Here is a 22519-nt window from a genome sequence, read left to right as displayed (position 1 = left end):
ATCAGGCGCGGATCAGCGTTAACAATCGAATCAGATCGTAGCCATCCCACAACAGGGTGAAGTGTAACGCCTGCCCCACCGGAACAATCCGGTCAATACCTGACGGACGGCGGCGGCGGATAAAATCTTCGATCGTTTCCCTGGACAATCCGCAGTAAGAGAGGGTCTGCGTGGTTTGGCCACAAACCGGCGCGATTTCATCAATACTGTTCGCCTGATACTCCAGAAAATAACCGCAGGTACCGCTGTAATTCAGGCTGTCGCCTGTCAGTTCAGGCAATTCCACCCGAACCAGCCTGTTGTCCCTGACCGGCTGACGGACCACCCCCGCCACTTCGGCACTCAGCAGACAGAACGCGTTCAGCTTTTCAACCGCACTGACGGCCTGCAGAGTATAACGTGCCGCGCTGACCCGATTAAAATAGTGCCAGAACTGCTGACGGGCTTGCTCGCGCAGCGCGGCGTCGCTCCCCAGCCAGACCACCAGTCCTGGCGAAGAGCAGGCATTTTGATCGCTGTGCAGCGTATCGTTATAGAAATCCAGCGCAATTCTGGCCTTGTCAGCCTTTTGCAGATATCCCTCGGCATCGATTACCGCAAATGAGTGACGATTGGCGAAGGCAATATCCAGCGATCTCGGCGGCAGCGGTGACTGGCGCAAGGCCATAATGGTTGCATCGCCGCCCCAAATCAGTCGGGTTTGACACACGCCGGAAAGCGCATCGTTAATCGCCCGCTGCTTGTCATAACGGACCAGCACAATGGCAGACGCGAAGTGCGGGTAAAGCACCAGTGCTTCCTTGAGTGCCTGACAGATCATCTCTACCTGATGAAAGCTTTTGCCCGGCAGGCGAACCACATTGGCGTTGCCCGTCAGTAAACCGACCAGCAGGCTATAGGCAAAATTTACCGCCACATTGGCAGGGGCTATATGGAAAGCCACACCCCGCCCCTGTCGCATCGCCAGATCGGGATAAGTGTCCTGCATCTGTTGCAGAGATGCAGGACGACACCAGAAAGCCAGACTGGCAACATCACTCCACGCTTTTACCTCAGGCTGGCGCAGCAGGGCCTGAGAAAAACAGGCAACAAAAGCCAGAATTTCAGGCGAGAAAGGCGCACGAGCGGGGATGCTGCCGATCGCACGCAACTTTTCAGCATCCCCCAGCAGAAATTCAACGTCATTAAAGTTGTGCGGCATAAGTGTCACTGCATCCTCTCAACTCGGCATTCTTTAAGCGCCCGAGCACGCGAAAATACTTGCCTTTTCGTCCACAAGGACAATTATCCTCCCCCAGCAGTACGCCTTCATCCTCGGTCAGCAGCGACTGGCCAGGATAGGATTCCGGAAGCGCGGAAATCACCTGAATGATGCCGCGTTCCCCCACCTCACAGACAGAGAAATCCTGTGGATCACGAATAATGACATCCGACCAGAGGCTGGCGTGCATTCGGCCATGCTCGCATTGCATGTAAATACAACCGGTCTGCTCTACCATCCCGTAGTAGTCGCTGACGCGTTGCAGGCCAGTGACCTGCTGCAAACTGCGGGCAAACTGTTCCGGTGACACCGCCTGCGATTGTAATTTTTTCCAGCCGCCGCCGTGGACCAGGGTGGCCTGCGAGAGGTCGTAAAGGCCGGGAGTGGCCTTCAACTGTTGCCAGAAGTGCTGCCAGACCATAAAAGTGAAGCCAAACAGCAGGATTGGCTGACCGCGATGCTTCATCAGAAAAGCCTTCAGCGCCTGATGATCCAATGCCATCTGCTCGTCCAGCGCAAAAGTGATATTCCTGCCAAACAGTGAGAAACCCAGGATCCCGGCACCTCGGGCAGAAAACAGGCTGCGGTCCTTCATCACCACAGAGGAATCGATGATCAGCATGGGTAGGCGGGCAGTACCGATAAAATCGCTGACAATCTTTACCAGAACCTTTTGTTGCAGGTTGGCGGTGCTTTTATCCAGCAGGATGCGCGAAACCTGCTGGCCAGAGGTGCCGGAGGAGGTCATTGTTTTGACCACCGCCTCTGCGGCAACACTGCTTAGGGAAAGCGTCTTAAACAGTGAAACGGGCAAGAATGGCAGCGCAGACAGCGTCTCCACGGTCTGCAGGTTACACCCCTGAGCCGCAAGGATACGCTGATAAGCCTGACAGTGCTGCTGATGATGCAGACACAACTCGCGCACCCGCTGCAGCAAAAATGCCTGTTTATCAACACGGTTTAAAGAAAACGGCGCCAGCTTCAGCCCTTCCTCAAATCCCGGCGTCATCTTCGTTCAACCTCTCATAATGTGTTTTACCAGTGGCGGTCAGCGGAATGGCCGGGACGATGCGAAAGCGAAATGCTGAAGGATGTAAGCGGGTGCTTTGCGCCGCATAGCGCAGGACTTCATTTTGCAGATCCGGGTCGGTCAGCACGATAGTTAACCGATCATCCCTTCCGATGCAGGCACATGCCAACCCGCTGAACCGGTTTTTGAGCAGCATTTCCATCTCGTCAAGCCCAACCCGGTTGCCAAATATCTTCAGAAAACGCTTTTTCCGCCCTACCACGGTGAAACAACCCTGTTCGTCGAACACAGCCAGGTCACCGGTAAGCAATTCGCCATGCAGTTGGTCCCCACAAACCAGGTCATCGCCTGAACTGGCGTAGCCCATCATCACATTCTCGCCGCGGTAACAGAGTTCACCCTGCACCGCAGGCTGTACAACCAGCTCCCCCTGATCATCTTTGAGAAACAGGTGACCGCCTGGGATGGCCTGGCCGATTGCCCCACATTTTTCCACCGCCAGCTCAGCGGGTAGCCAGGCCATACGGGAAGTGGCTTCTGCAGCGCCGTACATCACGATAAATTGCTTGCCATTCTGTCGCGCATAGTCGGCAAAGTGCTGATGCAGCGCGGGCGAGAGCTTGCCACCCGCCTGAGTCAGCGTACGCAAAGAAGGCAGCGACATGCGGCTGAAACGCAGACGGTGTAGCATTTCCCAGGTATAGGGCACACCGGACAGTGACGTCACCTGGTTGCGCTCAATTCCCTGCCAGAATTCCCGCTGCATCACGCTTTGCGTGGTCATCACCAGGGTTGCCCCTGCCAACAAATGGCTGTTGACGATGGACAAACCGTAGACATAGTGCAGAGGAAGATGAACCAGTGGGCGCTCGGTGGCGTCCAGAGCCAGGTACTGCTTAATGCTGTCGGCATTACACTGCAGGTTACGCCTGCTGAGGCGCACCAGTTTGGGGCTGCCCGTTGAGCCGGAGGTGGTCATTAGCAGCGCCAGATCGCGATGGAGCGGATAAGTCGTTAACCTGGTGGCGATCAGTTGATAATCACGCCACTGCCAGACAGGGTCAGAGCCTGCTGCCATCGGCTGCCAAATCAGACCTGGATGATATGTTTCAGCTAAGGACCCTAGCCGCTGAGGGTCCAGATCGGCATCGAGTAACAGGGGTACCGCGCCTTTACGCAAACAGGCCAGATACCCCACCAGCGCAGCAACAGTGTTGCGGCAGAGAATAAACACCAACCCGGATGCCGGCAGGTATGGCTCCAGTTGACGACATACCTCAGCAAGGTCGCCATAGGAGAACGTACAGCCCTGCTCATCGATCAGGGCCTGAGTTTCAGCATGCTTTTCAAGTTGCCAGAACATCGCCATCAACGCCGCATAAAGGTCAGGACACGATCGGAAATCTGTGTAGCCGTCAGACCGGCCTGCTCAAGCATCCAGGCATAATCGCCGGCATGGGGGTACCCCTGCGGGATACCCACGATCAACTGCACAGGTTTGTGCGTTTTATCGGCAAGATATTCGGCCACGGCACTTCCCAGCCCTCCGGTTTCACTGTGTTCTTCCACCGTCACCAACAGGGGAATATCCGACATCTCATCCAGAACAGCGTAATCGAGTGGCTTGATGGTGTGCATATCCACCACACGCGCGCTGATCCCCTTTTCTGCCAGTAGATCGGCAGCTTGCAGGGCAACGTGTACCATGCTGCCGGTCGCGACAATCCCTACTGCCTTCCCTTCACGCAGGATGTTCGCCCGCCCAATTTTCAGCACAAAATCTTCTTTATAGACAATGGGAGCGCGCATATTGCCGGTCAGACGCAAATAGACAGGACCGCAATGGTTAAGGGCGGCCTCAGTCATTTTTACGGTAGCCGTACAATCTGCAGGAGACAAAATGGTGATATTAGAAACCGCACGCATCGCGGCCAGATCTTCGATTCCATGATGCGTGGCACCAAACATACCGGTCGCCAGCCCGGAAGCCAGGCCAACCAGCTTCACATTTTGCTGCATATAGCCGAGGTTCAGACGCACCTGTTCCGCTGCGCGGAAAGTCAGAAAATTGGCAAAAGAGGTGACAAACGGGATGCAGCCGCCAGCGGCCAGACCGGCAGCTACGCCGACCATATTCTGTTCAGCGATGCCAGCATTAAAAAAACGATCCGGATAACTGACGGCAAAACGATCAAGTCCTGAGGACTTGCAAAGATCGCCGGACAGAGCAACAACTTCAGGATGATGCTCCGCCAGATCCAACAGCGTAATACCGAATGTTCCACGAGAGCCCAACATTGACCAGGAACGCACTGTTGCCGGTTTAATGGTCAGCATGATTTCTCTCCATCAAGTTCGGCCAGCGCCTGCTGCATTTGCTGTTCGTTCAAGCGGTTACGGTGGAATTCTTTATTATTTTCCATAAAAGAAACCCCTTTCCCCTTCACCGTCCGGGCCAGGATCACTTTCGGCCTGCCATCGCGCAGCGTGTTGAAAGCCGCCAGAAGCGCCTGATGATCGTGCCCGTCGCAGGTCAGGGTCTGCCAGCTGGCGGCCTGCCAGAGCGCGGGCAGATTCATGCACATAATATCGTCGGTAAAACCGTCGGACTGCAGGCCATTTTGGTCGACAATCACCGTCAGGTTATCCAGTCGGTGTTGCGCAGCCATAAACGCCCCTTCCCAGACAGCGCCTTCATTGCATTCACCGTCGCCGATCAGCACATAGGTTTGCCATGGCTGGCATTGCAAACGGTGACTCAACGCCAGTCCAATGGCAAAACTCATCCCCTGACCCAGACTGCCGCCCGAAAAATCAATGCCGTACTCTTCATGTTTGGTGGGGTGAACCTGCAGCACAGAACCATTAATCTCAAAGCTGTTCAACTGCGTTTCGCTGATTATCTGATGATGAAACAGCGTCGCGTAGAGGCCCAGTGCGGCATGGCCTTTACTCAGAATGAACACATCACGTTGCCTGTCGGTAATTTTCGCAGGCCTGTAGCGCATCACACTCCCGTACAACACGGCCAGCACATCGGTCATCGACAGGGCTGGCGAAATATGTACCCCATCGCTGGGCGCGTTCCAGGCCACGGTCAAAATACTTTTACGGATTGCCGTCGCGGTCTCACGTAAAGCAGTGATGGGCTGGCTCATTTTAACCCTCCATCCACCCGGATAGTCTGGCCGGTAACGTAGCTGGACAGTTCAGAAGCCAGGAACAATGCGGTTTCTGCAATTTCTGAAGGCAAACCCGCACGGCGTAAATCAGCCCCCTGCCTGGCTGCTTCAACCACCTGTTCCGGCATGGTCAGCAGCATTTCCGTCTCGGTAATGCCGGGGGCGATACAGTTGGCACGGATACCATGCTCTCCCAACTCGGCGGCAATGGATTTGGTCATGGCAATCAGCGCGGCTTTCGCTGCACCATAAGCAGATTTTCCGGGATTACCATCTTCCCCTGCGGTGGAAGCGATGTTAATCAGGCTGCCCTCGCCATTGCGCAGCATCAGCTTGACCATGAACTGGCTGAAAAGGTACACCGCAAAGAAATTAACCTCAAACTGCTGACGAAGCTGAGCCTCGGTGGTCATTTGAAACAGACTGTTATGGGTGATCCCGGCATTGTTTATCACCGCGGCAAGCGGCCGCTTTTCTGCCATGATGCGCTTCACCGCCAACTTCATCGCGGCGGGATCCGTCATGTCAAAAAACAGCGGCCAGATGTCTACCTGACAGGCGGCGGCAATTTGCTGCATGTCAGCAATAAAATCGTCATCTTCGGCACGCACATGTGCATAAATATTGGCGCCGTTGGCGGCAAAAACCTCTACCATTGCCCGCCCCATCCCTCGGCGGCAGCCAGTGATCAATACTGTTTTGCCCTGCATTAACATAGTTATCCCCTCAGCCCATCCCGCCATCGACCCGAATAATCTGGCCGGTAATGTAGCTGGCGCTGTCCGAAGCCAGATACAGCAACACATTCGCCACTTCTTCCGGCAGGCCAGGACGCTTCAGTTCACACCGCGCCATCTGCCTTGCCATCACCGCTTCCGGCAGCTCAGCGGTCATTGCTGTGGCAATCACGCCCGGCGCCACCGCATTGACCCGAATCCCCTGAGGACCGAGCTCTGCTGAAAGGGTTTTTGTTGCCGCAATCCAGGCCGCCTTTGATGCGGCATAAGCGAGCTGGCCCGGATTACCGTCCAGGGCAGAGATACTGGAAATATTGATGACGCTGCCCTTTTTCTGGCGAAGCATCAGTCTGGTGATGTACTGGGTGAAGACCAGTTGAGAGAACACGTTAATCGCAAAAGTTTTCTGCAGCTCAGCGAGCGTCATCATCGGGAATAACGCATCAAAATTTGCCCCTGCAATGTTCACAAGGATATCGATCGGTTTTTTGGCTTTCTGAATGGTCTGTACGCCGAGTTTAATAGAAGCTTCATCCAGCAGATCAAACAAGACAGGAATAATCTCAACCTGATAGCGATCCTGCAGCGTGGCAATCAGATCTGAAAATGCCTCATCTTCTTGCTGGCAGCAGGCAAAAACGGAGGCACCAGAAGCCGCAAACGTTTCCAACGTGGCTTTACCAATGCCCTGCAGGCATCCGGTAATAACCGCCCATTTTCCAGCGAGTAACATAAAAACTCCTATAATACGACGTCGTATTTTTTCAGAATTTCTTTGCCCGCAGCCCAGGAGGAGAACGCAATAATATCCTCCGTATCCAGCATGATATCAAAGCTCTCTTCCAGCGCGGCAATCATGCTCATGTGGCCGACCGAATCCCAGGCAGGAGTATCCTGATATTTGTAGTCAGGCAGAATAGCTTCATCAACTTCAAAGGTTTCAACAAAAATAAGGTTATATTTTTCAATATCAGACATGATGATTTTCTCAATTAGCTTAAAATAAACTCGCTTACACTGAAGGGGCAGCTAACGCGGGAGGCAGCGCATACAGCACCAGGTCGTAAGCATACTTCTTATGATGATTGCTCAATGTGATCAGGTCATGAACGAGATAATGATTGGCATAGTAGTACGGGGCCAGGTGTCCACTCTGTCCACAAATTCGGCGACATAGCCGCTGCCGCAAAGCACTACCGGCAATGTATTCTGATGGATTTTGTCTAACGCCAGTAAAAAATGGGTATGGCGTTCAGTAATACGAGAAAGAAAATCCATCCTTAAGCCCCACCGCTGCGTTTCAACTATTTGAATACGCGCTTTTCATCGTTTTTGCGCATGACACGTGCCGGATTACCTAATGCAATCACGCCTTCCTGAACAGAATTAAACACCGCTGCGCCCATGCCAATAATGACATCCTTTCCTACGGTGACCCGCTGCTGAATCACCGCGCTCATGCCGATAAATACGCGCTCCCCAATCAGACAATTCCCCCCCATCGTTACATAGGTGGAAAGCACGCTATGATTGCCTACCTGGCAATCGTGTCCGACGCTGGAATAAGGCTGCAGGTAAACGTTCTGCCCCAGCACCACATCGCAGGAGATAAACACACCGGCGGAGAGCACACATCCGGCACCGATTCGGCTACAGTCAGTCAGCACCACATCAGGATGAATCAAGGTGGCGAGCGGAATGCCCTGACGCAGGACCTTCTCCGCCAGCCGAGCACGCGCTTCAGGCTCTCCCACCGCAATCACTACCGCAATATCCTGACTGAGAGCCTGTTCAAACGTAATCACGGCAGTGCCCTTCACTTCACGGTTAGGGGCTATATCATCAATAAATAGCATTTCATCCCAGCGGGGCGCTGCATGCTGAATACGCTGTGCCAGAACCAGTACCTCACGACCTAAGCCGCCGGCGCCATAAATAGCCAGTTTCATACTTATCGTCCGTCAGTGTGCTACGGGAATAAGCCTTAATTTGACATAAAATGAAGAAAAGTCAGGCGGTGAATACCGCCCGTTTTCTCTCTCTTATCCGGAGATTGAAAGCTGCTTTCTCTTTCAGGCAGCATTGACGCTGCTGGCGCGAATAATGATCGCAATAATCTGATTTTGCTCAGCCGCAGAGAGGTTCGGATGGATTGGCAGGCAAAGTACGCTCTGCGCCATTTTGCGGGCTACCGGCAGGTTGGCCTCCGCTGAAGATTCATAACCCCGATACATAGGAAACGCTGAAATCAACGGATAGAAGTACCGCCTGACAAAGATGCCGTGAGCTTTCAGCTCGGTATAGAGTTGATCGCGGCTCAGTGGAAAGAGTCCTTCATGAATGAACATGGGGCAGTAAGCATGGTTCCACGCCGTTGTCTCCTGAGGAGCGAGGAAAGAGATACCGTGGATATGCGCCAGCGCCTGGCGATAATTCTGGTAAATGGTCTGACGCACTGCCAGCGCAGCATCAATGTGCTTGAGCTGCAGCATGCCAAAAGCCGCCTGAAATTCATTCATTTTGCCGTTGATACCAGGCGCCACCACGGTGGTTTCATCCGCGAAACCAAAGTTTTTCAGGTAATCAATGCGGCGTTTGATTTTTGCATCCGGGCAAATAATCGCCCCACCCTCAAAGGTGTTAAACACTTTGGTGGCATGAAAACTCAGGACCGAAAGGTCGCCATGTTGCAGCACGCTGACTCCTTCCTGCTTCACCGCAAAACAGTGCGCCGCATCGTAGATCACTTTCAGGCCATAATTGTCGGCAATATGCTGGATACGTTCGACATCACAAGGGATACCATAGCAATGCACCGGCATGATAGCGCTGGTCGCAGGGGTGATTGCCGCTTCAATTTTCGCAGGGTCCAGATTGCAGGTGACCGGATCAATATCCACAAAGACTGGTTTAATATCATTCCACAACAACGAATGAGACGTGGCGACAAAAGAGTAAGGCGTGGTAATCACTTCGCCAGTGATACGCAATGCCTGCAAAGCGGTCACCAGCGCCAGCGTGCCGTTGGCAAACAGACAAATATGCTCCACCCCCAGATAGTCAGCCAGCGCCTGTTCCAGTGCCTGATGATATGGCCCGCCGTTCGTCAATTGCTTGCTCTTCCAGATATTCTCCAGATACGGGATAAATTCTTCCAGCGGCGGCATCAGTGGGCTGGTGACCAGGACGGAAGAGGCAGCTTTAGGGTCGCTATTGTTCATATTGCATCACCTGCTATTGATTAAATTATCCCGGCTCTGCCAGCCCTGTGAGTGGCAGAGTCGGGAAGTTTACTGCAGCCATATCTGAGCAAAAAGCGACAGTTCTGACCCCGTCAGCATCCAGTCCTGCTCAACGACAACCTGTAATTCCCGGCCCAGACGCTCACTGGCCACGGGATCGTTGAGATGCATCCGCAACGCATCCCGCCAGTCTTTAAAACGGTTTCTGACCCGGGTGACCGGCAGCGCCCCCTGGAAACTGCGCACATCGCTGCAGATCACCGGAATAGCGCAGGCACCAAACTGCAGTAATTTCAGGTTGTTTTTGCAGGCGCTGAAAAAGTTATCTTCAGCCGGGACCAGAGCCAGGTCGAGATTTAACGAGGCCAGCCGCTGGCCATAAAGTTCCGGAATCCCCTGGCCATGGACTTCATGAATACAGTGCCGCAGGCTGTCCGGGCAGGTGCCCAGCACGATCCATTCAACCTTATCCGCGAACTCCCGTATAAGATCGGCGATAACGGCAAGATCGGTAAATTCGTCGGCCGTGCCAGACCAGCCCACCCGAGGTTTCTTCCCGCGGTTGCGGTAAGTGTGCAGCCCGCTCCAGCTGGCCTCAGACAGGCAAACTGGCAGAGCCACGATGTCGCTGTGCAACCCTTCCAGCGCTTCCGCCAGCCCTGCAGAGGAGACAATCAGCCGGTCCATGCGGCTGAGGGTGTTCTTCAGCTGGATCACCGCCTCATTTTTCAGGTCGTGGCGATAATGGTTTTTTAATCCCAGCGTCGGCACGTTTTGATCGAGCCAGTAAACTTTGAACAGCTTATCAATGCGCGGCAGCCCTGCCGTCCAGATCTGAAAAGCTGCGGTGGTCTGATGCTGTAAAATAATGCTGTCTGGCTGATACTGCGCCACGCGAGCCAGATCGGGCAGTTCCGCCAGCGACATCCCGCTAACGATGCCCTGTTGCTGCAGAGCATTAAGCCCCTCACGGATCTGCCAGCTGGCTTTGTCCTGTTTCTCGTCGGTGACGGCAAAAAGAGTCGGAACCGATATCCCGGCCAGGGGGTTCCAGCAGGTAAGACTATGGGCTTCCAGTTCAAAGGTTTTACTTTTAAAGGAAAGAGAACTGTTGTAGGCCGGGTCGCGGGCAATCAGAGGCTGCCAGCGCTGATACAGGGTGTCCTGCTCCAGGCTGAGCTGAGAGGCATTTTCCGGCTGGCTGTCCTCTGCGCTGCTGCGCAGAATGCGGGCATGGGGTGTCCAGACCGTTAAATAGCCCTGCTCTCGTATGCGCAGGCAGAAGTCGATATCGTCATAGCGGTGTAATGAGGCGTCGAAACCGTCCACCGCCAGCAATGCCTCTTTTCGCACCAGCATAAAGTCACCGGAGACCGCGCTATAATTCTGTTCCAGGCGCAGGCGGTTCATCATCGTCACCTGCTGCTCAACTGCCCCTTTGAACACCTCGCCCGCCAGCCCGTCAATGCCCAGCACATAACCGGCATGATGGACTCGTCCAGAAGGGGTAAGCTGCCTGCCACCGACAATGCCTACTTCCGGCCGCAGAGCGTGATTAAGCAGATTGTCCAGCCAGTATTCATCGCTGATCGCCAGCTCGGCATGCAGATACAGCAGGTATTCGCCACTGGCTGAAGCGACGGCCAGATTGCTCATGCCGCTGCGCTGGAATTTGTCCGGGAAAGCGCAGACTTTAATGCCGCTGCCTTCCAGCCGGCCAATTTCGCTTAACCAGCCGTCACGGGCTGGTGAGCCTTGATTATCGGCAACAATAATCAGTTCATAGTGGGGATAACGCGTTCTTTCCATTACGCTGGTCAGGCAGCCAATCAGCGATGGCAGATGAGCACCTGCCAGAATCACGATGCTGACCAACGGCTTATGCTGGTGATGGTAGTGAACGCGATAATGACCGTTTTCGTCACAGCTGATTTCAGCATCCTGGAAGCCGCGCTGGTGGATATGGCGCTGAATAACCCTCATTTCCTCCACGGCATCGCCCTTCTTGCTGCTGGTCAGCAGTAAAGGCTCAGGCAGATGGCCGATTGAAGCGAAACCAGTACTTTCAATTAGCTTCAGGATCAGGGCCAGTTCGGCTGCATTGCCGCAGCCCTCTTCCAGCCCCCCGGCAGCCTGCAGCAGGTCACGCCGGAACAGCCAGTGATGCGCCATGGTGGCCGGTGAACTGAGAAACAGATCCAGGTTGAAATCCGGCCGTGACAGACAGGCCGTGGGTGCACTGCCAGACATCGTCACTTCATCGCCATAGACGGCCAGCAGATCGCCAATTTGCGGCAGTGCGGCAGCCAGCGCGGTCAGCCCTGAAGAAGTGAATCTGTCACCTGCCTGCAGGAAGATAAACCACTCACCGGCATGGTTTTCAATCACCGCATTCACGTCGCTGAGATAAAGATCGCTCTGCGTCACCTGTAGCGTTGTCTCTGCCAGGGTAAGAGGCTCATCACTCAGGACAACCGGGGTGATCTCTAATCCGGTACGAGGCTGCTGCCGGATGGAAGAGAGTGTCTGCTCAACGGCAGACGGTTTGCTGCCCAGTGCGCCGATCACCGCCACCACTTTTACCGTGACGGGATTAGCCGCATGGTGCTGCTCGATCAATACCTGCTGTGCAGGCGTCAGCCTGCGCGCCTCCAGCCAGCTGAAAAACTCACTGGTGGCAAAAGCACGCATCAGCGCCGCACTGATATCCACCCAGTGCAGTTTGTGCAGGTCGGTAAAGGGAGCAACCCTGACTTTGCCTTTAAAAAGCTCGTCAGGCTTCGCCCAACCCAGCTCCAGCAAATACTGCGGTAATCTCCGGTGACTGATGTCCGCACGCTTATCTTTATCCCGTCCCATCTGGCTGACCTGCTCATCCGTGATGCGGAAAGAGGACAGCGGTTCCACCAGATATGCCAGATCGCCCTTGCGCAGAATTTTCAGGTAGAGGGTGAGATCGCCGAGGAAATACATTAATTCCCCTTTCAGGCAATACAGTGAATCCTCAGTGGCGACAATGTCCAGCAGATGCTGGCGGCGCATCAGTACACAGCTCGGCTCACCGATGAAGTTGCTGATGCAGCCGCTCATAAAGTTAATAATGTCCTGGCCATTCATCACGCTGTCGACACTGACAGGAGGACTATTGGTTGGCACTGCATTCAGCAGCTCACCCACGGCATCAATACGATGGCGCCTTGACGTGGCCATCGTTACCGATGGCCCGGCACTCATCGCTTTGACCAGTTCGCTGACGCAGTGAGGGGCTAGCAAATCGTCATCAAACAGGAATTTGATAAATTCACCGCGGCTTTCGGTAATGCACTGTTCGCCGTTAAGGATTTCTCCCAGCGAAGGATCATTGCGGATATAGCGTAACGGGAAACGGGACAGAGGCTGATAACGACTGACCACATCCCGGATAAACAGCGTCGGGCAGTCGTCACTGACAATGATTTCGCAGTGAGGATAATCCTGATCGAGGGCGCTTTTCAGCGCGGCTTCGAACCAGGCTGTTTTATAAGAGGGAATAACAATACTGACGAGCGCTGGCTCTGCCATGATTCACCTGTTCTCATTCTTTCAGGGGTGCATGGGCAACCCGGGAAGCTGTCGGTGCAAATGACACCAGATAATGCCCACTTTAGCCTGAGGAAAGGCGATCCAATGTGAGCATTAGAGGTGATAAAGGTCGCTATTCCGCCCGTTAACCAAATGCAGCCCTACGACTGCATCATAAACGCGCGGTCAGATCACTGAGCCGTCCAGGCTTTCAGCCAGCGGGCAGCATTGTCACCAGACAGCATCCAGTCGCGCTTTAGCTGGGCCTGCAGCTCATCGCCCATTCTGGCACTGGCATCCAGATCGTTGAGGTGCATACGGATTGCATCCCGCCAGTCTTTAAAGCGATTACGTACACGAGTCACCGGCAAATCGCCCCGGTAGCACTCCACATCACTGCAGATTACCGGTACGCCACAGGCACCGTACTCCATCAGGCGCAAATTGCTCTTGCAGGAATTGAAGATATTTTCCTCAACCGGCGCCAGCGCCAGATCCAGATTTAACGCCGCCAGAGTGGCCGGGTAAATTTCAATATCCACGCCATAGTGCAGCTCATGAATATAGGGGCGTAATTTATGCGGACACATTCCCATAAATACCCACTCAACCTCGTTTGAAAACTCCTTGACCACATCAACGATCATCTCCAGATCCCCGGTGTGACTTGAACCGCCCGCCCAGCCCACACGAGGCTTTTGGCCCTGACGGCGCTGGCTCTGCAGGTTGCCCCACCACTGGACCGGCAGAAGATTTTGCATCACCACGATCTCGCTGTGCATCCCTTTAAAGGCTTCAGCCAGCGGCTCCGTTGACACCACAAAGCGGTCAAAAAAGCCCAGGGTGCGGCGCATTTTTTTCCACATGTCCTGTTTGAAATCTTTATGGTGATGATTTTTTATCGGCACATTGAGGATGTAGTCGTCCAGCTCGTACACCTTGAAGATCTCAGTTGCCGCCACTACCGGTGCCATCCAGTTCTGGAAAATTTCGGAATAACGCCGCTGAATAACCAGACTGTCCGGCTTATGCTGCGCCAGTTCGGCAACAGACAGCAGGCGATTGTGCAGCTTGCCATTGGCCATGCCCTCTTTCTGCATTGCACTGAACGGACCGATAATACGGTAGTGTCCGCAGCCGGCCGTATCGGCATGGTTGGCAAGGATTGTCGGCACTCCTGGGCGGTTAACCGGAGACCAGCATTGCGCGCTGTCGCTGTTGAGATCGAACTGACGGCTTTTCAGGGAAAGGTTGGCATTAAATGCCGGATCGTTAGCGATCATCGGCAGCCAGCGCCGGTAAAGTTTAGTGTCCTCATCCTGCCTGAGGGTTTTAGCGGCCTGAGCGCTCTCCCCCTGGAATGGATTATGGCGGCCAGCGGGACGCAGTATGCGCGCATAAGGTGTCCATACCGTCATGTAACCCAGCTCGCGCGCCCGCAGGCAGAAATCTACATCATCGTAAAGTTGACTGCTGGTATCGAATCCGCCAAGGGCATCATAAACTTCGCGGCGCACCAGCATAAAATCACCAGAGACAGCACTGTAGTTCTGGTCGAGTTGCAGACGTCCCAGATAGCTGACCTGATCGTCTGGCATGCCGCGAAAAGCATCGCCAACCGCGCCGTTCACGCCCAGCAAGTACCCTGCATGGCGAATACGGTTCTGAGAATTAAGCTGCTTACCGCCAACAATACCCACTTCTGGACGCTGAGCATGGTTAAGCAAATTGTCCAGCCATTCTCCTTCCGTGACCGCCAGCTCACAATGCAGGAAAGCCAGATATTCCCCACGGGCTGCCGTAGCCGCCATATTGCTCATCCCGGCATGCTGCCAGACCTGCGGATAATGCATCACCTTAATTCTTTCAGGATCCACACTGGCAATGCTGGCCAGCCAGTTTTCCCGCTCAGAGCTTTGCTGACTGTCCGCCACGATGATCATTTCATAATTCAGATAGCGGGTTTTCTCCAGCAGCGTGGTGACAGAGGTGATCAGCGAGGGCAAATGCCAGTTAGCCAGAATAATCAGCGAGACCAGCGGCTGATGCGCATGCTGGTAACGCAGGCGGTAATTGCCAAATTTATCCAGTGCTACCTCACCTTCCGGATAACCCCGGTTGGCGAGATGGCGTCGCAGGATATCGGCATCTTCGGCTATTGCCCGCAATTTCAGCGAGGTCATCAGCAGAGGTTCAGACAGATGGCCAATAACGTCAAGGCCCTGACTCTCAATCAGTTTAGTGATCAGGTCAAACTCACCGGATATCGGGTAAGCCGCATCGAATCCTTCAGCAGCAGCAAGAAGTTCGCGGCGGAATAACCAGTGCTGCGCAAGGGTTTTGGGGGAACTGAGGAACATGTCGAGGTTGAAGTCAGGCCGGAATGAGATGCCGCCGGGCTGCCCTTCCATGGCAAAAAATTCATCAGCGAACAGAGCCAGCACGTTGCCAGCCTGGTGCAGTGAAGTGGAAAGCGCAATGAGGCCGGAGGAGAGAAACGTCGTTCCGGCATCAATAAAGATAAACCAGTCGTCACTGCGTTCAGTCAGTACGCTATTGATAACCGCCACGCGGTTCTCATCCGTAGCCGGATAACACGGAATACCTGCGGGGTCCGCACCAGTCGCTCCCACTACAATAGGATTTAAAATCAATACCCTGTTGTCGATTTCAGCAAAACTGGCCAGCGTCTCCGCTACGCTGTTCTGCGTCGCTTCTGTTACGGTAATGACAACACCGACGCTCACCGGGCCGCCATTTTCCTGTGCAACCTGGGCAATGTATTCCTGCTCAAAAGGTTCGAGCTTGCGCTGTCCCAGCCAGCCGGTCATCTCGCCCTGAATAAAGTTGTTGTAATGCTGCTGGCTGAAGTTCTGGTATTCAAAAATGTCCGGGGTCAACACCCCGGCAACCCGCACCATATTCTGAGGTTTTTCCGCCTGACTGAACCAGCGTTGCTGGCGAAGATAATGGAAAAGCTTATCCCGATTTGCGACCACTCTTTCGTCGTCATCACGTTGCCCTGGCTGTTGATAAACAGTGGAAACGCGGATAGTGCAGAGGGGTTCGTTAAACCAGTGAAGCAGGTTGCCCGGCAACAATTTTGCGTAGAGCGTCAGGGCCTCGACTTCCAGCAGATTTTCATCATTGATCGAGAAGAAGCCCCCCTCACGGGCAATCAGGGATAATAACTCTTTCCGACGGAATAAGGCGACACTCAGCTCACCTATTACGTTAAAGCTGAGCGTGCTCTGCAGCCGCAACAGATCCTCTCCGTTGATCAGGCTGTCTGCATTCACCAGAGAAGAGTTCGACAAAATATTCGGCACAGGGTTATTCAGGCAGTCTGTTCGGACGCGACTGGTCACCGCGACGGAAACCTTTTCATTAACCGGCATCACGGTCAGCAATTTACTGACCGCATCCGGTGCCAGCCAGTCGGCATCAGCAAGGAATTTTATATATTCACCCTGCGCTTCCTGCACCGCGTTTTCATACACCTCTCCCTGATCTTTCGGATGGTTGTAAAAACGTATCGGATGGCCCGGCTTATCAATATAGGGTGCGGCAAAATTATGAATGTATTTATCGCCGCTGTTGTCAGCAATCAGAACTTCACAATGTGGATAATCCTGAGCAAGCGCGCTTTTCAGTGCCTGTTCAAAATAGGTAGGGATGCGCGCAATAATAATGATGCTGACTAAGGCTGGCGTGGACATGGCAGATATGCTCCCGGAAGGCTGAAATCCCAGTCTGTATCAGGGTTCTGGGAATAAAATGAATTTTTTATCTTAACGACAAAAGTCAATTTCAATTGCGGGAGAAAGTGGGTAAAAGCAGGTTATTCCGGAAGTTTGCTTTCCAGTTTTTGGCCTTAAAAAAAAACCCCGCCGGAGCGGGGTTTTCAGGAAGATTAATCCGCGGGTTATTAGCCCTGCAGCAGAGACAGAACCTGCTGTGGAACCTGGTTAGCTTTCGCCAACACGGAGTTACCAGCCTGCTGAATAATCTGTGCTTTAGACAGATTCGATACTTCCGTCGCGTAATCGGCATCCTGAATTCGGGACTGCGCTTCCGACAGGTTAGTGGTGGTGTTGCTCAGGTTGGTGATAGCTGAATCCAACCGGTTTTGTACCGCACCCAGGCTTGAACGGAACTTATCAACCTGTGCAATCGCTTTGTCCAGCAGAGCCAGCGGGTCAGACGTTGAAGTGCCGGTATAGAGATTGGTGTTGCCGGTGTTAGAGATATCAGAAATATTGTTGGTGGTCGATGTGGCTGTATTACCGCCGTTGGCAATACCACTTGACGATACAGTGTAGTCTTTGCCCTGTACGGTGACGAAGCCGACTGCATTACCGCTGGCATCTGCACCAACTTTAATTGCCTGACCGGTCATTACACCTGAAGACACACCATTGGTGCTGTCAGAGTAGTCAACTTCAGTTGTGTTCAGTTCAATTTTACCGCTGGAGCCAACAGACACAGAGTAGTTGTCGCTGCCAGAAGAAACAACGTAGGTACCGGTTGATTTGCCATCGCTACCCAGCACGCTGTGCAGAGAGAGACCAGAAGCGGCAACACCCAGATTTTTAGCCACATCGCTCAGGTCAACGGTAGACATTGCACCAGAACCGGAAGCATCGCCAACCTGAGTAATGTTGTCGCCCAGGCTCAGGGAGTTTTTATCTACAGAGAAGCCTTTCAGGCCCAGAGTAGATGAGTCGATTTTCTGCAGGTCAATAGAGATGGTTTCGCCATCGTTTGAGCCAACCTGGATTTTCATGGTACCGTCTTTCGCCAGTACGTTCACGCCGTTGAATGAAGTCTGACCGGATACGCGGTCGATTTCGTCCAGACGTGATTTGATTTCGTCCTGGATTGAAGACAGGTCGGAATCGGAGTTGGTGCCGTTCTGAGACTGTACGGTCAGTTCACGAACGCGCTGTAAGTTGTTGTTTATTTCTGACAGTGCGCCTTCAGTGGTCTGCGCAGCAGAGATACCGTCGTTAGCATTACGTGATGCCTGAGTCAGGCCGTTAATGTTAGAGGTGAAACGGTTAGCAATTGCCTGGCCAGCGGCGTCATCTTTCGCGCTGTTGATACGCAGACCAGAAGACAGACGCTCAATAGAAGTAGACAGAGCAGACTGGTTCTTGTTGATGTTGTTCTGGGTGATCAGCGAGAGGCTGTTAGTATTGATTACTTGTGCCATGATAAAGTTTCCTGTTAAATCATTTCGGGTTAAGTTGGTTGGGCTGTTTGCCCCCCGGCTTCATCGCCGTCAAGGTTGTTATCGTCTGCCCTCCCCTAACCTTTAGAATTTTTTTTATCCCAGGCAGATTATTTTCCCGGACCTGTCTACTCTCCGAAATACCCTTCTCTATTAGCGCTATTCGCTTTATTAACCCGATGCAAATAGTCGTAAACTTTACTCATTGCTGGCCGATAACTACGCTATTCACTCTCCGTGTTGACGACATAAAGGAATTATTATGGCTACCATCTCTACACTGGGTATCGGTTCCGGCCTTGATTTGAGCACCATTCTGGATAATCTTCAAACTGCCGAAAAGGCCTCACTGACACCCATTTCAACGCAGCAGTCATCCTATACGGCAAAGCTGAGCGCCTACGGTACGCTGAAGAGTTCACTGACCTCTTTTCAGACTGCGAATACCGCACTGAACAGCGCCGCCCTGTTTGCCTCCACCAAGGCGACCAGCACCTCCAGCGCATTTAGCGCCACCACCACCACGGGTGCGGTAGCCGGTAAATATACCGTTAGCGTATCTCAGTTGGCCACGGCGCAGACGCTGACCTCAGCGGTGCAGAGCAGCAACACCACCGCGCTGGGCTCCTCGGACAGCACCATTACCATCCAGCAGGCGAACGGCAATAAAGCCGTCGCGGTCTCCGTTAGCGCCGCGAACTCCTCGCTGACCGGCATTCGCGATGCGATCAATAAAGCGGATGCGGGCGTTACCGCCAGCATTATTAAAGTGGGCGATGGCAGCTATCGCCTGTCGATGACCTCGAACGATACCGGCACGGATAATGCTGCGACGATAAGCGTCAGCGGCGACAGTACGCTACAGGGGATCCTCAACTACGACGGGACCTCCAGCAGCAATATGACCCAGAGCGTTGCGGCGCAAAATGCCAAACTAACGGTAAACAACGTTTCAATTGAAAACAGCAGCAACACCATCAGCGATGCACTGGAAGGCATTACCCTTAACCTGACCGATACCACCAGCGGCAATCAGACGCTGACGGTGACTCAGGATACGACCAGCGCCTCCAGCGCTATCAGCGACTGGGTTAACGCCTATAACAGCCTGCAGGATAACTTTGCTAACCTGACCAAATATACCGCCGTCACAACGCAGGCCACCTCTCAGGACAGCAGCAATGGTGCCCTGCTGGGCGACAGCACCCTGCGCACCATCCAGTCGCAGTTGAAAAGCATGCTGACCAATGCCGCCAGCTCTTCAACCTATAAAACGCTGGCGCAGATTGGCGTGACGACGGACCCGACCAGCGGTGATCTGAAGCTGGACAGTACCGCGCTAACCGCCGCGCTCACGAAAGATCCCGATGGTGTGAAACAGATGATCGTCGGAGACGGTAAAACTACCGGCATTACGACCACTATAGCGACCAATATCACCAGCTGGTTATCCAGCAGCGGTATTTTACAGGCGGCAACGGATGGCGTGAGTAAGACGCTGAACAATCTGACCAGCCAGTACAATGCTGCAAGTACCCGCATTGATAATACGATTGCGCGCTATAAAACACAGTTTACCGCGCTGGACGTAATGATGAGCAAGCTAAACAGCACCAGCTCATACCTGACCTCTCAATTCAGTACCAGCAGTTCTTCAAGCAGTTCTTAAGACATAAGGAGTCGTAATGTATAGCGCAAGCGGTACCAAAGCCTATGCAAAAATTGGTGTGGAAAGCGCGGTCATGAGCGCCAGCTCAGACCAGCTGATCACCCTGCTGTTCGACGGGGCGCTGAGCGCCCTGGTTCGCGCACGGCTATTTTTGCAGGATGGCAACTTTGTTAAAAAGGGAGAGTCCCTGTCTAAAGCCATTAACATCATTGATAACGGCTTGAAAGTGGGGCTGGATGAAAGCAGTACGGACGAACTGACGCAGAATCTGATAGGTCTGTATCGTTATATGGTACATCGTCTGCTGCGGGCGAATCTTGATAATGATGTGAGTGTGATTGAAGAAGTTGAAGCGCTGCTGCGCAATATCGCCGACGCCTGGAAAGAAGTTTCAGGTTCACCTGCACTGGTTCAGGACGCTGTCTAAATGAATATCGCCCCGCACATGTTCGGAATTTATCAGCAGCTGTTAGTGATCAGCCAGTCTATGCTGCGTCTGGCCTCAGAAGGTAAATGGGATGAACTGATCGATACGGAAGTCAATTACGTCAGTACCGTTGAAAAACTGGCGGAAACAACCCGCGATGTGGCCATTCCGGCGCAAACGCTGGATCAGCTGCGTCCCGTATTGCGTCATATTCTGGACAACGAAGCCGAAGTGAAACGTATGCTTCAGCATCGGATGGGCGAACTCGCCGATCTGATTGGGCAAAATACCCGTCAGAAGTCGGTTAATTCAGCGTACGGTAAACTGTCTGGAGTCGTGCTTTTCCCGCATCAATCCACCTGAAATAATAATATTTGCCTATGACTTTTCCCCATACTTGCCAGCGGGTCAGCGTGCACCAGAATATTACGCCGTGACCCGCGCTTTTTCCGCAGCCTGCTCCATACTTCAGACTCATCGCTGTTGAAACTGGAGCAAGGACATGCGCAATCCCACGCTGTTGCAATTCTTTCACTGGTATTACCCCACAGGCAGTAAGCTCTGGCCAGAGGCCGCCGACCGTGCGCCGTGGCTGGCTGAAATCGGCATTACCGACGTCTGGCTGCCGCCCGCGTCAAAAGGCGAGTCCGGTGGCTTTTCGGTAGGCTATGACACTTACGATCTCTTCGACCTGGGTGAGTTTGAGCAAAAGGGTTCCCGCGCCACGAAATATGGCGATAAAGATCAGCTTATTGCAGCGGTCACTGCGCTTCGTGATCATCAGGTTGGCGTGATTATGGACGTCGTGCTGAACCATAAGATGGGCGCGGATGAAAAGGAGCAGGTGCAGGTTAACCGGGTGAATCCGGATAATCGGGATGAGATCGACAGTGAGGTTATCGGGGCTGAGGCGTGGACGCGTTTCACCTTCCCGCCGCGTGCGGGGCAGTATTCAAAGTTTGTCTGGGATTATAAGTGCTTTAGCGGCGTCGACCACATTGAGAACCCCGATGAGAACGGCGTGTTTAAAATCGTTAACGACTATACCGGTGAAGGCTGGAACAGCCAGGTTGATGATGAGCTGGGTAATTTTGATTATCTGATGGGTGCGAATATCGATTTCCGCAACCGGGCGGTGACCGAGGAGTTAAAATACTGGGCGCGCTGGATGATGGAGACGCTGCCGTGCAGCGGGTTTCGCCTCGACGCGGTAAAACATATTCCGGCCTGGTTTTACAGGGAGTGGATCGATCATATTCAGGAGGTGGCGGATCGGCCGATGTTTATCGTGGCCGAGTACTGGTCGCATGAGGTGGATAAGCTCCAGCACTATATACACCAGGTCGAAGGCAAGACCATGCTGTTTGATGCCCCGCTGCAGATGAAGTTTCACAACGCCTCACGCGAGGGTGCCGGTTTCGATCTCAGCCAGATTTTCAGCGATACGCTGGTCGCCCACGATCCGTGGCACGCGGTGACGATTGTCGCTAACCATGATACCCAACCGCTTCAGTCGCTGGAAGCGCCCGTCGAGCCCTGGTTTAAACCGCTGGCCTATGCGCTGATTTTGCTGCGCGAAGAGGGTGTCCCTGCGGTTTTCTATCCTGACCTTTTTGGTGCGCAGTATGAAGATGAAGGGTCAGACGGTGAGATTTACAAGATTGAGATGCCGGTTATCCCGGAGTTAGAAGCGCTGATTCGTGCCCGTCAGTTTTACGCGCACGGCGTGCAGACCGAGTGGTTCGATCACCCTAACTGCGTGGCCTTTGCCCGCAGCGGCACGGAGGAGCATCCTGGCTGCGTGGTGGTGATGTCCAACGGTGATGAGGGGGAGAAGACGCTGTCACTGGGTGAGGGCTTTGCGGGCACGCACTGGTACGATTTTCTGGGGCACCGCGAAGAGGGGGTCACCGCGGATGAGGGGGGAAGCGCAGTTTTCCGCTGTAATGCGGGTAGTCTGAGCGTCTGGGTGATTCAGGAGTAAGTTCCGAAGTGGGGCCCGGTGCTGCATAGGCCTGGGGTGTCCGCCTGGGGGGGCACGGTGCTGCACAGGCCTGGGGTGTCGCCTGGGGGTGGGGCCCGGCGCTACAAAAGCTGGAGGTGTCGCCTACGGGTGGGGCCCGGTGCCTGGCGGTCCTCGCGCCGCGCGTGGCGCGGTCCCTTCGCTCCGCTCGTCG

At 53.8% G+C, this 22519-nt stretch carries 17 protein-coding genes; 4 read left to right on the top strand and 13 right to left on the bottom strand.

The window, feature by feature from the left end:
* Position 1: 1 nt before the first annotated feature.
* The 13 genes from A1830_RS01900 to A1830_RS01840 all read right to left on the bottom strand — a co-directional run bounded on the left by A1830_RS01900 (position 2) and on the right by A1830_RS01840 (position 18228).
* Complete coding sequence (locus A1830_RS01900; protein WP_067700948.1) at positions 2–1201, bottom strand: acyl-CoA reductase; 1200 nt, start codon at positions 1199–1201, stop codon at positions 2–4.
* Complete coding sequence (locus A1830_RS01895; protein WP_067700945.1) at positions 1185–2270, bottom strand: LuxE/PaaK family acyltransferase; 1086 nt, start codon at positions 2268–2270, stop codon at positions 1185–1187. The genes A1830_RS01900 and A1830_RS01895 overlap by 17 nt, the downstream gene beginning before the upstream one ends.
* Positions 2254–3654 (bottom strand): AMP-binding protein, encoded by a 1401-nt coding sequence (locus A1830_RS01890; RefSeq protein WP_067702185.1) that lies wholly within the window; start codon positions 3652–3654, stop codon positions 2254–2256. Before A1830_RS01890 ends, A1830_RS01895 begins: the two co-directional genes overlap by 17 nt.
* 5 nt (positions 3655–3659) lie before the next feature.
* Entirely contained in the window at positions 3660–4628 is a 969-nt protein-coding gene (locus A1830_RS01885) for a transketolase family protein (RefSeq protein WP_067700942.1), read from the bottom strand.
* Complete coding sequence (locus A1830_RS01880) at positions 4622–5449, bottom strand: transketolase (RefSeq protein ID WP_067700938.1); 828 nt, start codon at positions 5447–5449, stop codon at positions 4622–4624. The genes A1830_RS01885 and A1830_RS01880 overlap by 7 nt, the downstream gene beginning before the upstream one ends.
* Entirely contained in the window at positions 5446–6189 is a 744-nt protein-coding gene (locus A1830_RS01875) for an SDR family NAD(P)-dependent oxidoreductase (RefSeq protein ID WP_067700935.1), read from the bottom strand. The genes A1830_RS01880 and A1830_RS01875 overlap by 4 nt, the downstream gene beginning before the upstream one ends.
* Before the next feature lie 10 nt (positions 6190–6199).
* The gene (locus A1830_RS01870) at positions 6200–6943 is read right to left on the bottom strand and encodes an SDR family NAD(P)-dependent oxidoreductase (protein WP_067700932.1); all 744 of its coding nucleotides are present in this window, start codon (positions 6941–6943) and stop codon (positions 6200–6202) included.
* A gap of 8 nt (positions 6944–6951) precedes the next feature.
* Positions 6952–7188: a hypothetical protein gene (locus tag A1830_RS01865; protein WP_067700929.1), complete on the bottom strand. Its 237-nt coding sequence runs from the start codon at positions 7186–7188 to the stop codon at positions 6952–6954.
* Positions 7189–7514: 326 nt separating this feature from the next.
* The gene (locus A1830_RS01860) at positions 7515–8159 is read right to left on the bottom strand and encodes a NeuD/PglB/VioB family sugar acetyltransferase (RefSeq protein ID WP_067700926.1); all 645 of its coding nucleotides are present in this window, start codon (positions 8157–8159) and stop codon (positions 7515–7517) included.
* 123 nt (positions 8160–8282) lie between these two features.
* A complete protein-coding gene (locus A1830_RS01855) occupies positions 8283–9431 on the bottom strand; it encodes a DegT/DnrJ/EryC1/StrS family aminotransferase (protein ID WP_067700923.1) in 1149 nt (382 codons plus the stop codon).
* A 69-nt stretch (positions 9432–9500) separates the two neighbouring features.
* Positions 9501–13013 carry a glycosyltransferase gene (locus A1830_RS01850; RefSeq protein ID WP_067700920.1) on the bottom strand — a complete coding sequence of 1171 codons (3513 nt, stop codon included), beginning with the start codon at positions 13011–13013 and terminating at the stop codon, positions 9501–9503.
* 191 nt (positions 13014–13204) lie between these two features.
* On the bottom strand, positions 13205–16732 hold the full coding sequence (locus tag A1830_RS01845) for a glycosyltransferase (RefSeq protein ID WP_067700917.1): 3528 nt from the start codon (positions 16730–16732) through the stop codon (positions 13205–13207).
* Positions 16733–16941: 209 nt separating this feature from the next.
* Positions 16942–18228: a FliC/FljB family flagellin gene (locus A1830_RS01840; protein WP_067700915.1), complete on the bottom strand. Its 1287-nt coding sequence runs from the start codon at positions 18226–18228 to the stop codon at positions 16942–16944.
* Positions 18229–18508: 280 nt separating this feature from the next.
* Between A1830_RS01840 and fliD the strand changes: the two genes are divergently transcribed.
* The 4 genes from fliD (at position 18509) to amyA (ending at position 22326) form a co-directional block, all read left to right on the top strand.
* Positions 18509–19915 carry a flagellar filament capping protein FliD gene (gene fliD / locus A1830_RS01835; RefSeq protein WP_067700911.1) on the top strand — a complete coding sequence of 469 codons (1407 nt, stop codon included), beginning with the start codon at positions 18509–18511 and terminating at the stop codon, positions 19913–19915.
* Between the two features lie 16 nt (positions 19916–19931).
* Positions 19932–20342, top strand: coding sequence for a flagellar export chaperone FliS (gene fliS, locus A1830_RS01830; protein ID WP_067700908.1), 411 nt, complete (start codon positions 19932–19934; stop codon positions 20340–20342).
* A complete protein-coding gene (gene fliT / locus A1830_RS01825; RefSeq protein ID WP_067700904.1) occupies positions 20343–20705 on the top strand; it encodes a flagella biosynthesis regulatory protein FliT in 363 nt (120 codons plus the stop codon). It begins immediately after the preceding gene.
* 139 nt (positions 20706–20844) lie between these two features.
* The gene (amyA, locus tag A1830_RS01820) at positions 20845–22326 is read left to right on the top strand and encodes an alpha-amylase (protein ID WP_067700901.1); all 1482 of its coding nucleotides are present in this window, start codon (positions 20845–20847) and stop codon (positions 22324–22326) included.
* Positions 22327–22519 lie beyond the last annotated feature (193 nt).

It is taken from the genome of Erwinia sp. ErVv1 (genome assembly GCF_900068895.1).
In the GTDB taxonomy this organism is placed as follows: Bacteria; Pseudomonadota; Gammaproteobacteria; order Enterobacterales; family Enterobacteriaceae; genus Erwinia.
The sequence above is the reverse complement of the archived record's forward strand: the minus strand, read 5'-3'. Positions and strand labels throughout refer to the sequence as shown.

Coding starts and splice junctions, on each gene's coding strand:
- A1830_RS01900 (WP_067700948.1), bottom strand. CDS start 1,201: ATGCCGCACAACTTTAATGACGTTGAATTTCTGCTGGGGGATGCTGAA.
- A1830_RS01895 (WP_067700945.1), bottom strand. CDS start 2,270: ATGACGCCGGGATTTGAGGAAGGGCTGAAGCTGGCGCCGTTTTCTTTA.
- A1830_RS01890 (WP_067702185.1), bottom strand. CDS start 3,654: ATGTTCTGGCAACTTGAAAAGCATGCTGAAACTCAGGCCCTGATCGAT.
- A1830_RS01885 (WP_067700942.1), bottom strand. CDS start 4,628: ATGCTGACCATTAAACCGGCAACAGTGCGTTCCTGGTCAATGTTGGGC.
- A1830_RS01880 (WP_067700938.1), bottom strand. CDS start 5,449: ATGAGCCAGCCCATCACTGCTTTACGTGAGACCGCGACGGCAATCCGT.
- A1830_RS01875 (WP_067700935.1), bottom strand. CDS start 6,189: ATGTTAATGCAGGGCAAAACAGTATTGATCACTGGCTGCCGCCGAGGG.
- A1830_RS01870 (WP_067700932.1), bottom strand. CDS start 6,943: ATGTTACTCGCTGGAAAATGGGCGGTTATTACCGGATGCCTGCAGGGC.
- A1830_RS01865 (WP_067700929.1), bottom strand. CDS start 7,188: ATGTCTGATATTGAAAAATATAACCTTATTTTTGTTGAAACCTTTGAA.
- A1830_RS01860 (WP_067700926.1), bottom strand. CDS start 8,159: ATGAAACTGGCTATTTATGGCGCCGGCGGCTTAGGTCGTGAGGTACTG.
- A1830_RS01855 (WP_067700923.1), bottom strand. CDS start 9,431: ATGAACAATAGCGACCCTAAAGCTGCCTCTTCCGTCCTGGTCACCAGC.
- A1830_RS01850 (WP_067700920.1), bottom strand. CDS start 13,013: ATGGCAGAGCCAGCGCTCGTCAGTATTGTTATTCCCTCTTATAAAACA.
- A1830_RS01845 (WP_067700917.1), bottom strand. CDS start 16,732: ATGTCCACGCCAGCCTTAGTCAGCATCATTATTATTGCGCGCATCCCT.
- A1830_RS01840 (WP_067700915.1), bottom strand. CDS start 18,228: ATGGCACAAGTAATCAATACTAACAGCCTCTCGCTGATCACCCAGAAC.
- fliD (WP_067700911.1), top strand. CDS start 18,509: ATGGCTACCATCTCTACACTGGGTATCGGTTCCGGCCTTGATTTGAGC.
- fliS (WP_067700908.1), top strand. CDS start 19,932: ATGTATAGCGCAAGCGGTACCAAAGCCTATGCAAAAATTGGTGTGGAA.
- fliT (WP_067700904.1), top strand. CDS start 20,343: ATGAATATCGCCCCGCACATGTTCGGAATTTATCAGCAGCTGTTAGTG.
- amyA (WP_067700901.1), top strand. CDS start 20,845: ATGCGCAATCCCACGCTGTTGCAATTCTTTCACTGGTATTACCCCACA.